Here is a 14,267-nt window from a genome sequence, read left to right on the forward strand (position 1 = left end):
GAAGCCAGAGCGTGAATAGAGCAGCTGTCACAGGCTTACCGGCTGCTTTACCTTTGCGGCATGACGTCCGCGTTCAGTACCTATTTTCAAGTCGGCTTCCTGCACATCTGCGACCTGCGCGCCACCGACCACCTGACCTTCCTGCTGGCCTTGTGCGCGCCCTTTGTGCTGGCCGACTGGCGCCGGCTGCTGGCCCTGGTCACGAGCTTCACCCTGGGTCACTCGCTCACCCTGGCCCTGGCCACCCTGGGCATTCTCAGTGTAAACACCTCCCTTATTGAGGCCCTGATTCCGCTAACCATCATGGCCACGGCCGTCTTCAACATCAGCCGGGCCGGGCTGCAGCCCACGCGGCGGGCGCCAATGCTGTTTACCGCTTCCAACGCCCTGGCGACAGGCTTCGGGCTGATTCACGGCCTGGGCTTTTCCAACTACCTCAGCCAGCTGCTGGGCCGGGGCCGGCGCCCCGTGCTGGAGCTGCTGGCCTTCAACCTGGGCGTGGAAGTGGGGCAGCTGCTTATCGTGGCCGGTATTCTGGTGCTGGGCTTTCTGGTGCTGCGGGGCCTGCGCGTGGCCCGGCGCGACTGGGTGCTGGTGGTAAGCGGCGCGGCGCTGGGCATTGCTGCCCTGCTGCTGGTGCAGCTGCTGGGCTAAAAGGCAGCGGGCTGTAGTAAGTTAAAAGTGAAGCGTTAATTGTTAAATGGCCTTTCGATTTCAACTTTTAACTCTCCACTTATAACTTTTAACTAGCCCTTCCGCAACCATCCCGGATTTCCTGCGACTTTTGCCCTCCCGCTTTCGCGGGAAAGTCCATCTCACTGCCTTATGATTCGTCGTTTATTTACCGGCCTGGTGCTGGCTGCCGCTGCGCAGCTGCCCGCCCTGGCCCAGCTTACCAACTCGGGTACCGACAAGTTTGCCCAGCTCGAAACCACCCTGCCCTCGCCCAACGTGTACCGCACGGCCAGCGGGGCCCCCGGCCCGCAGTACTGGCAGCAGCGCGCCGACTACGCCATCAAGGTGACGCTGGACGACGAGAAGCAGGCCATTCGCGGCAGCGAAACCATCACCTACACCAACCTCTCGCCCGATACCCTGCCTTACCTCTGGGTTCAGCTCGACCAAAACATCATGGACAAAAACTCCATGACCACGAGCACCCAGGTGAGCTCAATTCAGAACGACAAGTTTTCGTTTCAGGCCCTCGACCACCTGATTCGCAACGACTTCGACGGGGGCTTTAAGATTGAGTCCGTAACCGGCGCCGATGGCAAGAAGCTGCCCTACGTCATCAACTACACCATGATGCGGGTGGACTTGCCCCGGCCCCTGCGCCCCAAGCAGAAGGTGTCGTTCAACATCAGCTGGCACTACAACATCAACGACCAGCTGAAGTACAACCAGCGCAGCGGCTACGAATTCTTCCCCGACGACAAGAACTACCTCTACGAGATTGCGCAGTTCTACCCCCGCATGGCCGTGTACTCCGACAACCAGGGCTGGCAGCATAAGCAGTTTCTGGGCAACGGCGAGTTTACCCTGCCCTTCGGCGACTACCGCGTGAGCATCACCGCGCCGGCCGACCACGTGGTGGGCGCCACCGGCACTCTGCAGAACGCCGCGCAGGTGCTCACTGCCACCCAGCTCAAGCGCCTGGAGCAGGCTAAAAACGCCAAAAAGCCGGTGCTCATCGTAACCCAGGAGGAGGCCACGCGCAACGAGAGCAGCCGCGCCAAAGGCAGCAAAACCTGGACGTATGCGGCCAAAAACGTGCGCGACTTCGCCTGGGCCTCCTCGCGCAAGTTTATCTGGGACGCCATGCAGATTAAGCAGAGCGGCAAGCCGGTGCTGTGCATGAGCTACTACCCCAAGGAAGGCAACCCGCTGTGGGGGCAGTACTCCACCGAGGTGGTGGCCCACACCATCAAGACCTACTCCAAGTACACCATTCCCTACGAGTACCCCGTGGCCATCTCGGTGCACGGCCCGGTGGGTGGCATGGAGTACCCCATGATTTGCTTTAACGGCGGCCGCCCCGAGAAAGACGGCACCTACTCGGCCCAGCGGAAGTACGGCATGATTTCCGTGATTATTCACGAAGTGGGGCACAACTTCTTCCCCATGATTATCAACTCCGACGAGCGGCAGTGGAGCTGGATGGACGAGGGCCTCAATACCTTCTGCCAATACCTCACCGAGCAGGAGTGGCAGCGCGACTACCCCTCGCAGCGCGGCGAGCCCAAGAACATTGTGGAGTACATGCGCACCGACAAAAGCCTGCAGACGCCCATCATGACCAACTCGGAGTCGGTGCTGCAGTTTGGGCCCAACGCCTACGCCAAGCCCGCCACGGCCCTCAACATCCTGCGCGAAACGGTGATGGGCCGCGAGCTGTTCGACCACGCCTTCAAAACCTACGCCCAGCGCTGGGCCTACAAGCACCCCACGCCGGCCGACTTCTTCCGCACCATGGAAGATGCCTCGGCCGTGGACCTGGACTGGTTCTGGCGCGGCTGGTTCTACACCGTCGACCGCTCCGACCTGGCCCTGGAGTCGGTGAAGTACTACAACGTGAACACCAAAAACCCCGCCGTGGAGAGTGCCCGCGCCCAGAAGCAGCAGGCCGCCGAGCCGCTCACGCTCTCGCAGCAGCGCAACGCCCGCGACATCAAAAGCACACTGCTGGACGAGAAGCCCGAGCTCAAGGACTTCTACAATTCCTACGACCCGCTGGCCGTGAGCGAGGCCGACAAGGCCGAGTACTTCAGCTACCTCAAAACCCTCACGCCCCAGCAGCAGCAGCGCCTCAGCGACAACCTCAACTTCTACGAGCTGAGCTTCCGCAACGTGGGCGGCCTGGTGATGCCCATCGTCCTGCAAATCACCTACGACGACGGCAGCCAGGAAATCCAGAACATCCCGGCCGAAATCTGGCGCAAAAACAACGAGCACGTCACCAAGGTCATTGCCACTCAGAAGCCCGTCATCAGCTTCCTGCTCGACCCCTACCTGCAGACGGCCGACACCGACCTGAGCAACAACGCCTTCCCCCGCCAGCCCGCGCCCTCCCGCTTCGAGCTGTTCGAGCAGCAGGGCTTTGGCAACAACTCCCGCCAGAGCCAGAACCCCATGCAGAAGGCCAAGCAGCAGGGAACGAATACACCGAAGTAGCTTGGTGATGCGTTGAAACAGAAAAAGCGGCTCGTGAGGGCCGCTTTTTTACATATAAGACCAGCTTATTCAGGCGTGGTGCCACGAACCGAAGGTTAGCGCAGCTATTCCCCGAAGGGGTTCGTGGTATCAGTACTGTCAGAACAAGCCCGCTTGTGCTAAAAATTTGCAATGCCATGAATTCGTGACACCAAGTATAGTAGTAACATGAATTAGTGGTGCCACGAACCGCTGCGCGGAATTAGCTGCGCTGACCTTCGGTTCGTGGCACCACATCAATTAAGGTCACCAACTACTCCCGTTCCTGGCTTCCGCTAATCATGCGCGAGACCAGCCCTTTTTCCGAGGTCAGCTCGGCCCAGACCACGCCCACCAGGTGTACCACGAAAAAGGCGATGATGCCATACATGGTGGCGTTGTGTATCTCCTCCAGGTCGTGCTCGATGCGGTCCAGCCACTCGAAGTCGTGGTGGTAGGTGAGGCCCAGGCCCGTGAGGGCAATAACGGCCAGCATGATGTAAAACAGCAGGTAGGTAAGCAGGGAAAACAGGTTGCGGCCGGCGTTTTCGCCGCGGGCCGGGGGCGCCAGGCGGTAGCGGCGCAGGGCGGCCGTTAGCCGGGCACCGAAGCGTCGGGGCGAAGGGCCGCGCAGCTCCAGTAGCAGGCGCAGCAGCCAGAGGCCGGCCAGGGCCAGGCCGATGTACACGTGCCAGTCCCAGATTCGCTCGCTGATGACGCGGGTAAGGGAGCGGGCCTGCTTCTCGCTCAGGCTGATGCCTTCGCGGCTCATGAGCTCCTGGTACTCGGGTACCGCCGTTTTTGCCTTTACAATCACCCGCTGAAACAGGATGGTGATAAGCTGGGCACTCACCAGCAGCCAGTTGGCCCAGTGCCAGAGCCGCATGGCAGCTGAATAGTCTTTGGTAGTCGGGGTGGGAAGCGTAGCGCTGTCGGGAGTCATGCAGGGAAAAAGCAGGGAAAGAGCCGTATGGCGGCTAAGCCAGGCAGCCGCTTGGAACAGGGGGCCAAAGGTAAGCCAGGGGCCGGCATCAGGAATTCGATGCTTTCTGCCGGCGGTAGTCGCTGGGGCTTAGCCCGATGTGCTTGCGGAAGGTTTTGTTGAAGTGCGACAGGTTGTTGAAGCCGCTTTCGTAGCACACCTCCGTGATGGGGCGGTCGGGGTCGAGCAGCAGGCTGCAGGCGTGGTTGACGCGGTTTTCCTGCAAAAACTCGGTAAGCGTGAGCCGGGTGGTTTTCTTGAAGTAGCGGCAGAAGGCGGGTACCGACAGGTTGGCGGCTGCGGCTACGGCCTGCACGTCGATGGGCCGGCGGAAGTGCTGGCGCAGGTAGTCGTACACCCGGCTCAGGCGCTGCTGCTCCTGGCCGTTCAGGTGGAGGCGGCTGGCATTCAGCAGCTGGGCATCGCCGGCCTGGGCCAGCTGCCCCAGCACCTCCAGCAAGGTGAGCAGGCGCGGCAAAGGTGGGTGGCTGAGCAGGCGGCGCAGCGCAGCGCCGACGCTGGCCCGCGTAGCCGGCCCGAAGCTCAGGCCCTGGTGCGAGCGTAGCAGCAGCTGCTGAATGGCGCCCAGCTCGGGGCGCTGCCAGAAGTCGGCCCCCAGAAAGTCGGCCCGCAGCTGCACTACAATCTCCTCGAAGGCGCCCTGCTGCCCAAAGCTAAAGCTCAGGTGGGGCAGGTTGGGACCGATAAGCACCAGCTCGCCGTCTTCGAAGCGGGAGCGGTGCTGGCCGATGTGGCGGCGGCCGCTGCCCTCCGGGATGTACACCAGCTCGTACTCGGGGTGGTAGTGCCAGAGCAGGCCGCCCTGCTGAACCTGGGTGTAGTGCAGCAGGGTAAAGGAGCTGTCAGGCGAGGCCTGCACGGTTTCATACTGAAGCTTCATGCGGTAATAACACTGCCATGGCCAATTGGTAAGGCAAGGTAGCAGCACGGTCAATACAGCACCAGTTTTGGCTAACCCAGTAGTGGTAGCCCGGCCAGCGAATCAGGAAATTTGGAAACACCACTTCCTTATCCCTATGAACCATCTACTCTACTACTGCCTGCTGGCCGGGGGCCTGCTGAGCAGCACCCCGGTGGCTGCCCGCGAGATGAGCGGCCGCCCACGTCCCAGCAAAAGCCCCCGCACCCACATCGACTCGCTGCGGCGGCAGGCGCACAGCTATACCAATTACCTGACCTACGCCCTGCAGCTGCAGCCCGCGCAACGCGAGGCGGTGGCCCAGTGCACCGAAGCTTACCTGCTCGACTTGGCCGCAGCCCCGGCTGGGGCGCCAAAGGAGGCAATACAGCATCGTTACCACCAGGGCCTGTTGCGCGTGCTCAGCCCCGGTCAGTACAGCGCGTTTTGCTGGCTGCAGGAGCGGGAGCAAGTGCTGGCCCAGCCGTGAAAAATCAGCTGATTATGCGCCCCGTGCTAGCCAACGGCCGGGCAGGCCCCGCCCGGCCGCTCAGGCCTGCTCCAGCTCTACTACCCGCTCTTGCGGCACCACCCGGCCCGGGTACACTTGCAGGGCCTCGGCCAGGCAGGTCAGGGCGGCGTCCAGGTCGGCTTGGTTGAGCACGTAGGCCAGGCGCACTTCCTGCCGGCCCAGGCCCGGGGTCTGGTAGAAGCCGTTGGCCGGGGAGAGCATCAGCGTTTGGCCCTGGTAGCTGAACTCCTGCAGCAGCCACTGGCCAAAGGCTTCGGCATCGTCGACGGGCAGACGGGCCATCACGTAGAAGGCCCCGCCCGGCACGGGGCAGCTCACGCCCGGCATGGCGCGCAGGCGGCGCACGGTCAGGTCGCGGCGGGCCTGGTACTCGGCCTTGGTTTCGTCGAAGTAGGAGGGGGGCAGCTCGGCGGCGGCTTCGCCCAGCAGCATGCCCAGGCCGGGCGGGCTGATGCGCATCTGGGCAAAGCGGAAGGCTGCCGCGTACACTGCCTGGTTTTTAGTGAGCAGGGCGCCCACGCGGGCCCCGCAGGCACTGTAGCGCTTGGAGATGGTATCCAGCACCACTACGTGCTGCTCGCCGCCGGGCAGGGTCAGGGCGCTGGTGGCCGTGGCCCCGTCGTAGCAGAACTCGCGGTAGGCTTCGTCCGACAGCAGGTAGAGGCCGTGCTGCTGGCACAGGCCCAGCAGGGCCTGCAGCTCGTCGCGGCGGTACACGTAGCCCGTGGGGTTGCTGGGGTTGCACAGCAGGATGGCGCGGGTGCGGGGGGTCAGCACCCGCTCAAAGTCGGCCAGTGGGGGCAGGGCAAAGCCGTCCTCGATGCGCGCCGTGATGGGCACGATGCTAACGCCGGCCGCAATGGCAAAGGCGGTGTAGGTGCCATAGAACGGCTCGGGCACCACCAGCTCGTCGCCGGGATTGAGGCAGGTGAGCAGCGCAAACAGGATGGCCTCGCTGCCGGCGGTGGTCACGATGATGTCGTCCATCGTGGCCGGAATGCCGGCCTGCTGGTAGTACGCGGCCAGCTTGCGGCGGTAGCTCTCGGTGCCCGCGCCGTGGCTGTAGCCCAGTACTTTAATGTCGGCCTGGCGCAGGGCCTCCAGGAGCTGCGGCGGGGTTTGAATATCGGGCTGGCCGATGTTGAGGGGGTAGACTTTCTTGCCCGCCAGCCGGGCGGCCTCCGCGTAAGGCGCCAGCTTGCGGAAGGGCGAAACCGGCATGGCTTGCCCCCGCTGTGATATTTCCAACATGTACACAAAGTTACGCAAGGCCGCCGCTTCCCTGTTGCATAAAATGACAACGCCTATACAATGACGGTTGCGGAGGCGTTGCCAATATCAAGTATACCAGTCGCTTTACTTGACGAAAGCCCTGGTGCGGCTCACAGCGCTGCCGGCTACTTGCCGGCCTTCGGGCGCAACAGGTACACCACTCCTACTCCCAACAGGGCTGCGCCATTTCGGTTAGGGTCGGAATAATAGCCATAGTCCCTGGCCGTGTTGGCTTCCGTGTCAACCGACAAGGCCGCGCTGGCTTCCAGCTGCCAGCGGCGCACGGGCTGCTGGCCGAGCTCAATTCGCATTGATATGAACGGCTCATGCCGGAAGTGGGCCTCGTTGGGCAGCTCGTAGTAGCTGCCGCGCAGCTCCTCGAAGCTTACCCGGGTAAGGCGGTAGCCAAAGCCGAGCTTAAAGCGCCGGTGGCTGCTGTACATCAAGCCGCCCTGGCCAAACATAGTGCCGTAGCGGGCGTAGTAATCATTGGTCTGGGAGAAAATCAACCCGCCACTACTCACGTTGCGGGCGGTGTTGCCCCAGCCAAAGCCGCCTATTCCCTGCAGTGTCCAGCGCTCATTCAGGGGCCAGTAGCCACCCACGCCCACTTCGGCCGTGCTGGCGCGGAACATGGAGGAGTCGCCCGCAACGTCTAAATCCGGCCGCCAGCTGCCCGCTACCGCGACCAGCATGTGCCTGGCCGGCGAGTAGGTAACCGAAGCCTGGGTGCGGAGGGTAGCCGGCTGCAGGCTGGCCTTGAACTCGGCTTCGCCCTGTTCGCGGATAGACGTCAAATGGGGCTGCATGGGAGCGTAAACGGTGCAGCTCGTGAGTGAAGCAGCAGTAAGAAGCGCGGAGGCAAGGTGAAGTTTCATACGTGGTGCGGAGTTATGGCACGAAGTACTCACCGCGGCCATACGCTGCACAATGCCATTTGTGGAATCTGCAGACTTCTGAAACAGGAGTTCTGACTCATGTTTAAAGAATTAAGAAGTTGATTGAAGATTAGTTAGTCTGGCATTCTTCGCTGTATGAACAGACTTTTTGTAGTGGCTGAATTGCAATGAAAAAGGCCGCCACGACTAAGTCGCGGCGGCCTTTTCTGCCTGGTAGGTAAACCGGCTTACTTGGCGTAAGCCACCGCCCGCATCTCGCGGATTACGGTGATTTTAATCTGGCCGGGGTACTGCATCTCCTTCTCAATCTTCTGCGAGATTTCGAAGCTCAGCTCGGCGGCGCGCTCGTCGGTCACGTTCTCGGCATCCACCATCACGCGCAGCTCGCGGCCGGCCTGAATGGCGAAGCACTGGTTTACGCCCTTGAAGTTGTTGGCCGTTTCCTCCAGCTGCTTAAGGCGCTTGATGTAGCTTTCCATCATCTCGCGGCGGGCGCCGGGGCGCGAGCCCGAGATGGCGTCGCAGGCTTGTACCAGCGGCGAAATCATGGCCGTCATCTCAATCTCGTCGTGGTGGGCGCCGATGGCGTTTACCACGTCGGGGTGCTCTTTCCACTTTTTGGCCATCTCCATGCCCAGGATGGCGTGGGGCAGCTCGGGCTCCTCGGTGCTCACCTTGCCGATGTCGTGGAGCAGGCCGGCGCGCTTGGCTTTCTTCACGTCGAGGCCCATCTCGGCGGCCATGGTGGCGCAGAGGTTGGCCACTTCGCGGCTGTGCTGCAGCAGGTTCTGCCCGTAGGAGGAGCGGAAGCGCATGCGGCCCACCATCTTAATCAGCTCGGGGTGCAGGCCGTGAATGCCCAGGTCGATGATGGTTTTCTCGCCGATTTCGACGATTTCCTCCTCGATGTTCTTGCGGGTCTTGGCTACGATTTCCTCCACGCGGGCGGGGTGAATGCGGCCGTCCTTCACCAGCAGGTGCAGGGAGAGGCGGGCAATTTCGCGGCGCACCGGGTCGAAGCCCGAGATGATAATGGCCTCGGGCGTATCGTCGACGATGATTTCCACGCCGGTAGCAGCTTCCAGGGCGCGGATGTTGCGGCCTTCGCGGCCGATGATTTTACCTTTAACGTCGTCGCTCTCAATGTTGAACACCGACACGCAGTTTTCGATGGCGTGTTCCGAGGCGGTGCGCTGAATGGTTTCCAGCACAATCTTCTTGGCGTCCTTGGTAGCCGTGAGGCGGGCCTGGGCCACGGTGTCCTTGATGTAGGAGCTGGCCTGAATCTGGGCCTCGTTCTTAAGCGACTCCACCAGCTGCTCGCGGGCTTCGGCGGCGGTCAGGTTGGCAATGGTTTCGAGCTGGCGCTGCACGGCGTGCAGCTGCTCGTCGGCTTCCTTCTGCCGGGCTTCAAGCTCGGCCAGAGCGGCCTCGTGGTCGACGCGGCGCTTTTCGGCCTGGTTTTCGAGCTTGTCGCGCAGCTGCTGGGTGTCGGTCTGGTTTTTCTCGCGCTGCCGCTCCAGGTCGGCTTCCTTTTTCTGCAGCTGCTCGAGCTGGCGCTGGGTGGTTTCGGTGAGCAGCTTGATGCTTTGCTCCTGCTCCATCACGCCCTGGCGGCGTTCGGAGAGCTCCTGGTCGAGGGCCTGCTTGAGGCGGCGGCTTTCCTGCTCAAACTCGTTGCGCAGGTTCTTGAACTTGTTTTTCGACTGTTCCAGTCGCTCGTCGGCCTGCCGGATTTTTTCATCGCGGAGGCGGTTGCCTTTCTCCTCCGCGTCGCGGAGGATTTGTTGAGCGCGGGCCTGCGCCTCGCCCTCATGGTCTTGCCGGGCTTTGCCGGCCAGCTGCTTACCGACTACGAAGCCTACCCCCAGGGCAGCCAACGCCGTCAGCAAACAGTACAAAATGATATCGGACATGAATGTTAATGGTTTAAGAATGGGTTCTAAAAACCATAACTATCGGAACTGTCCCTGCCGGGCGGCGGCCCGGCCGGTTGCCGGGGCCCCGCAGCCGGGCCAAAGAGTGGTGGTGCGGGCCGCTTTACGCCGCCAGCACCACGCCTGAGAGCAACTCGTCGAGCCGGGCCAGCCGCTCGGTCAGAGCCGCGTCGGTGCCGTCTTTTTCTTTGCTTACTTTCAACTGGTCAGCCATGGTTGCCAGCGCAATCATGGCCAGTAGGTCTTGTTTGTCCTGGATGCCGTAGCCTTCCCGGAACTCGCGCAGCTTCTCGCCCAACATGCGTCCGGCCAGGCGCAGACGCTCCTCATCCTGCACGGATACGCGCATGGGATAGTCGCGGTCGGCGATGCGGATTTTGATGGACAGCTCAGTCATTCGGCGGTTGTTAAGACAAATTATATCAGGGGTTTAGTTTATTCCCTCAAATAGGCAAGGCATTTATCCAGTTCGCGGATGTATTCGTTCAGGCGGTGTTTAAGCTCGTTGGCGTGGGTGGGTTCTCCAGCTATGGTTTGCACAAGTTTAACAATATTTTCCTGGTTTTGTCGCTCTTTCAGCTGCCGGTCCCGCTCCCGCACGTCGGCCCGCAATTGCTGCACCGTAGTGTTGGCATCGGCCAGCTCCTCGCGCAATTGCTGATAGGCAGCCACTAAGGTGGTCACCTGCCGCTCCAGGCGGTCGAGTTGGGCGAGCTGTTGTGAAGAGGCCACGTGGAAGATATTTTTTCGTGCAAGGTAGGGGGCGCTGCCCGTTTCTGGTTGTAGGGCTTAGCTGGACAGTGCAAAAGGAACGTCATGCTGAGCGTAGTGAAGCATCTTACCAGGGGAGTAATTCAATCGGATGAGTTACTGCTGCGGGCAAGATGCTTAGCCTGCGCTGCGCTGTGCTCAGCATGACGTCCTGTATTTTACTTACTTCCGAATAAGCGCGCCGGCCTGCTTTTCGAACTGGGCGATGAGCTTCTGCATCACCTGGTCGATGGCCTGCTCGCTCAGCGTCTGGGTGAAATCCTGCAGGGTGAAGCTCACCGAGTAGGACTTCTTGCCAGCGCCGAGGTTTTCGCCCTCGTACACGTCGAACACGTTGATGCTCTGCAGCAGCTTCTTCTCGGTGCGCCGGGCTATCTGCTGCAGCTGGTCGAAGGTGACGCTGCGGTCGACCACCAGGCTCAGGTCGCGGCGCACCTCGGGGAACTTGGGCAGCTCGCGGGCGACCAGCGTGGGCTTGTACTTCTTCACCAGGGCGTCCCAGTCGAGCTCGGCGTACCACACGGGCTGGCTTACATCCAGCTGCTTGAGCACCGATGGCGACACGGCCCCCAGCTGGGCCACGGGCTGGTTGTGCACCAGCAGGGTGAGGCCGCCGGCCAGGTACTGGTGCTGCACCGGCTGCACGGCGGGCTGGCCCAGGTTGAGGGCGGCAATTACCTGCTGCACGGCCCCGGCCAGGTCGTGGAAGGCAGCCTTCTCCGACTTATGCTGCCAGGTCTCGGCGCTGGCGTTGCCGGTGAGGTAGAGCACCAGGCTGGTTTTCTCCTTGTACTTGCCGCCTTCCGTGCGGGCGTAGGTGCGGCCGAACTCGTAGAGCCTGAGGTCGCGCTGCCGGCGGTTGAGGTTGTAGCGGATGGTTTCCAGGCCGGAGTGCAGCAGCGTGGGGCGCATTACGTTCAGCTCGGCGCTGTTGTAGTTGAGGATGCGCACTAGGCCGGGGTTTTTCTCCTCGCCCTTCTCAAAGTAAACGGAGTTCGTGACCGAGTTGGTGATAATCTCGGAGTAGCCCTGCCCGCTGAGCAGCGAGGCCACTTTCAGGCGAATGACTTCGGGGTCGGGGTTGGGGAAGGTGGCCAGGTAGGAGGCCGAGTTGTGGGGGCGCAGCACTACGTTGTTGTAGCCGTAGATGCGCAGGATTTCCTCAATCACGTCGGCCTCGCGGGCCACGTCCACCTTGTAGGCGGGCACGCTCAGCAGCCAGGTGTCCTGGTCGCCCAGGTCCGGGTTTTCTTCCTGAATGCTGATGCCCAGGTCGGTGAGAATCTGGTGAATGCGCTCGGGGGCAATGTGCTGGCCCACCAGGCGCTCCACGCGGGGCAGGCGCAGTCGCACCGTGGCCGGCTCAATGGGCGTGGGGTATACGTCGACGACCGGAGCCGCCACGCGGGCGCCGGCCACTTCCTGCAGCAGCAGGGCGGCCCGCATCAGGCCTGTGGGCACCATGTTGGGGTCGGTGCCGCGCTCGAAGCGGAAGGAGGCGTCGGTTTTGAGGCCGTGCACCTGGGAGGTTTTGCGCACGGCAGCCGGCTGGAAGTAGGCACTTTCCAAGAAGACGCGGGTGGTAGATTCGCTCACGCCGGAGGTTTTGCCGCCGAACACGCCGGCCAGGGCCAGGGGCTGGCCGTGGGCATCGGCAATAACCAGGTCGGTAGCTTTCAGGCTGCGCTCCACGCCGTCGAGGGTCGTGAACTTCTCGCCTTCGCCGGCCCGCTTCACGCGGATGTGCTGGCCGGCAATCTGGTCGGCGTCGAAGGCGTGCAGGGGCTGGCCCAGCTCGTGCAGCACGAAGTTGGTGACGTCGACGACATTGTTAATAGGAGAGAGGCCGATGCTGCGCAGGCGGCGCTGCAGCCACTCGGGCGAGGGGCCCACCTGCACGTTATCCAGGAGCAGGCCGGCGTAGCGGGGGCAGGCCGTTTCGTCCTCGATGGTCACGGCCACGTTGGCTTCCGCGCTGGCGGGCGCCTGGAAGGCGCTCAGGTCGGGCAGCTGGCAGGGCTGGCGCAGCAGGGCGCGCAGCTCGCGGGCCACGCCGTAGTGGGAGGCCGCGTCGGCCCGGTTGGGCGTAAGGCCAATTTCAATGACGGTGTCGGAGCCCAGGCCGAAGTAGTCGGCGGCGGGCGTGCCGTCGGGCAGCGCGGTATCCAGTACCATGATGCCGGCGTGGGAGGCCCCCAGGCCGATTTCGTCCTCGGCGCAAATCATGCCTTCGGAGGCAGCGCCGCGAATCTTGCTTTTCTTGATTTTGAACGGCTCGCCCTGGCTGGGGTAGAGCGTGGCGCCCTCCAGGGCCACCACCACGCGCTGGCCGGCGGCCACGTTGGGGGCGCCGCACACAATCTGCCGGGGCGTGTCGTCGCCCACGGCCACCGTGGTCAGGCTGAGCTTGTCGGCGTCGGGGTGGCGCTCGCAGCTGAGCACCGTGCCCAGCACCACGCCGCGCAGGCCGCCGGGAATGCTTTCCAGCTCTTCCAGCCCTTCCACCTCCAGGCCGGAGCCGGTGAGCAGGATGCCGATTTCGGCGGCAGGTTTGTCGGTGGGAATAAGAGTTTTAAGCCAGTCGAATGAGATGCGCATGAGCGGGAGGACCTTGTCCGGTATCGGTTATCAGCCGGCAAAGGTACGCAGGGGCGGAAACCCTACCCGATGGGCCGGCTGCCATTCCGCAGCCCGCTTTCCGCGAAGCAGCGGCCTGCCAACAGCTATGTGTTGGCTTGGGCAACTGTTTTCTTACGGCCCAGCCCTTGCTACAAACCACGAAAGCTATAGCAGCACAGGGATGAGCTTACTCATGGAAGGCCTTTTCCCCCGCCGGAATGGCCACCTGCAGGCGGTTCTCGACGGGCGGCACCGGGCAGCTGTAGCCGTCGTTGTAGGCGCAGTAGGGGTTGTAGGCCTGGTTGAAGTCGAGCTCCATCAGCTTTGCCTCGGCCGCGGGCAGGGCCACATCGAGGTAGCGGCCGCCGCCGTAGGTTTCGCGGCCATTGCTGAGGTCGGTGAAGGGCACAAACAGGGTGGAGTCGGTACCGGCCAGCCGCTGAAACAGCGTTAAGGTGAAAGCCTGGCTTACGGCTTCGCCGGTGCCGGTGAAGGTCACCTGCCCGTAGCGGCGGTAGGCTTCCTGCTTGCCGTCGCTCATGGTGAGCTTCACGGTGGTGGGCAGGGCGAAGCGCTGCAGCCGGGCCTGGGTTACCCGCCAGTCGCGGTTCAGGGGGTAGTACTTCAGGCTGTCGAAGCGCTGGCGCTGCTCCACGCTCAGGGGCGACTCAGGCGAGAGGCGGAAGTTGCGGTTTTTCTCCCGGCGCTGCTGCCTGATGCGGGTGCGGTAGGCCTCAGTTTCGGCATTATTCGCCTGCAGCTGGGCACTGACGAAGTAGAGAACAATGCCGAGAACGGCGGCAGCAAGCAGTAGTTTCTTAAGCACGGCGGTGAGTGGCAGGGAGTGGGGTTGACCGGCGCAAGTTACCGTAGCCGCTGCTGGTGGCGGGTAGCAGCGGGGCCAGCTGGTGGGGGCAGGCCAGCAGCAGGAATTGATGCATCAGCTCCAAGGCTGCAGGCAATGGCATAGATAGGCGCTGCTGATTGAAGCAGCAAATCTGGCGTTCGTGTAAGGATTTCTGCTGTTGGTCACACGCAGGCGGGCAGCGGTTTCGGTAAACATAGGTGGCTGTTGCAGAACTCGGCTTAAATTGTTCTATTGCTGAGTAGCCACTTGGCAAGCGCCCGAGTTGGCGCTTCGGTGCAT

The 14,267-nt window shown here is 62.5% G+C and carries 12 protein-coding genes; 3 read left to right on the forward strand and 9 right to left on the reverse strand.

Annotated features, from left to right (window positions below):
* The first annotated feature begins 60 nt into the window (after nt 1-60).
* Together ABD919_RS14770 and ABD919_RS14775 are read left to right on the forward strand one after the other, a co-directional pair.
* A complete protein-coding gene (locus tag ABD919_RS14770; RefSeq protein ID WP_345236795.1) occupies nt 61-654 on the forward strand; it encodes a HupE/UreJ family protein in 594 nt (197 codons plus the stop codon).
* 171 nt (nt 655-825) lie between these two features.
* Nucleotides 826-3,171, forward strand: a complete 2,346-nt coding sequence (locus ABD919_RS14775) for a M1 family metallopeptidase (protein WP_345236796.1) — start codon at nt 826-828, stop codon at nt 3,169-3,171.
* Nucleotides 3,172-3,463: 292 nt separating this feature from the next.
* On the opposite strand, the gene ABD919_RS14780 is transcribed toward ABD919_RS14775, so the two are convergent.
* Nucleotides 3,464-4,132, reverse strand: a complete 669-nt coding sequence (locus ABD919_RS14780) for a cytochrome b/b6 domain-containing protein (RefSeq protein WP_345236797.1) — start codon at nt 4,130-4,132, stop codon at nt 3,464-3,466.
* Between the two features lie 88 nt (nt 4,133-4,220).
* Nucleotides 4,221-5,072, reverse strand: a complete 852-nt coding sequence (locus ABD919_RS14785) for a helix-turn-helix domain-containing protein (protein WP_345236798.1) — start codon at nt 5,070-5,072, stop codon at nt 4,221-4,223.
* A gap of 136 nt (nt 5,073-5,208) precedes the next feature.
* On the opposite strand from ABD919_RS14785, the gene ABD919_RS14790 reads away from it, so the two are divergent.
* On the forward strand, nt 5,209-5,580 hold the full coding sequence (locus tag ABD919_RS14790; RefSeq protein ID WP_345236799.1) for a hypothetical protein: 372 nt from the start codon (nt 5,209-5,211) through the stop codon (nt 5,578-5,580).
* Nucleotides 5,581-5,640: 60 nt separating this feature from the next.
* Here ABD919_RS14790 and ABD919_RS14795 read toward each other — a convergent pair whose 3' ends face one another.
* The 7 genes from ABD919_RS14795 to ABD919_RS14825 form a co-directional block, all read right to left on the reverse strand.
* Nucleotides 5,641-6,873: a pyridoxal phosphate-dependent aminotransferase gene (locus ABD919_RS14795; protein ID WP_345236800.1), complete on the reverse strand. Its 1,233-nt coding sequence runs from the start codon at nt 6,871-6,873 to the stop codon at nt 5,641-5,643.
* A 146-nt stretch (nt 6,874-7,019) separates the two neighbouring features.
* Nucleotides 7,020-7,703 carry a hypothetical protein gene (locus ABD919_RS14800; protein WP_345236801.1) on the reverse strand — a complete coding sequence of 228 codons (684 nt, stop codon included), beginning with the start codon at nt 7,701-7,703 and terminating at the stop codon, nt 7,020-7,022.
* Between the two features lie 317 nt (nt 7,704-8,020).
* Nucleotides 8,021-9,709, reverse strand: a complete 1,689-nt coding sequence (rny, locus tag ABD919_RS14805; protein WP_345236802.1) for a ribonuclease Y — start codon at nt 9,707-9,709, stop codon at nt 8,021-8,023.
* A gap of 124 nt (nt 9,710-9,833) precedes the next feature.
* On the reverse strand, nt 9,834-10,127 hold the full coding sequence (locus ABD919_RS14810) for a cell division protein ZapA (protein ID WP_345236803.1): 294 nt from the start codon (nt 10,125-10,127) through the stop codon (nt 9,834-9,836).
* 38 nt (nt 10,128-10,165) lie between these two features.
* Nucleotides 10,166-10,462 carry a hypothetical protein gene (locus ABD919_RS14815; protein ID WP_345236804.1) on the reverse strand — a complete coding sequence of 99 codons (297 nt, stop codon included), beginning with the start codon at nt 10,460-10,462 and terminating at the stop codon, nt 10,166-10,168.
* 201 nt (nt 10,463-10,663) lie between these two features.
* The gene (gene pheT / locus ABD919_RS14820; protein ID WP_345236805.1) at nt 10,664-13,099 is read right to left on the reverse strand and encodes a phenylalanine--tRNA ligase subunit beta; all 2,436 of its coding nucleotides are present in this window, start codon (nt 13,097-13,099) and stop codon (nt 10,664-10,666) included.
* Nucleotides 13,100-13,307: 208 nt separating this feature from the next.
* On the reverse strand, nt 13,308-13,946 hold the full coding sequence (locus tag ABD919_RS14825) for a DUF1684 domain-containing protein (protein ID WP_345236806.1): 639 nt from the start codon (nt 13,944-13,946) through the stop codon (nt 13,308-13,310).
* Between the last annotated feature and the right edge of the window lie 321 nt (nt 13,947-14,267).

Source organism: Hymenobacter saemangeumensis (genome assembly GCF_039541835.1).
GTDB classification, from domain to species: domain Bacteria; phylum Bacteroidota; class Bacteroidia; order Cytophagales; family Hymenobacteraceae; genus Hymenobacter; species Hymenobacter saemangeumensis.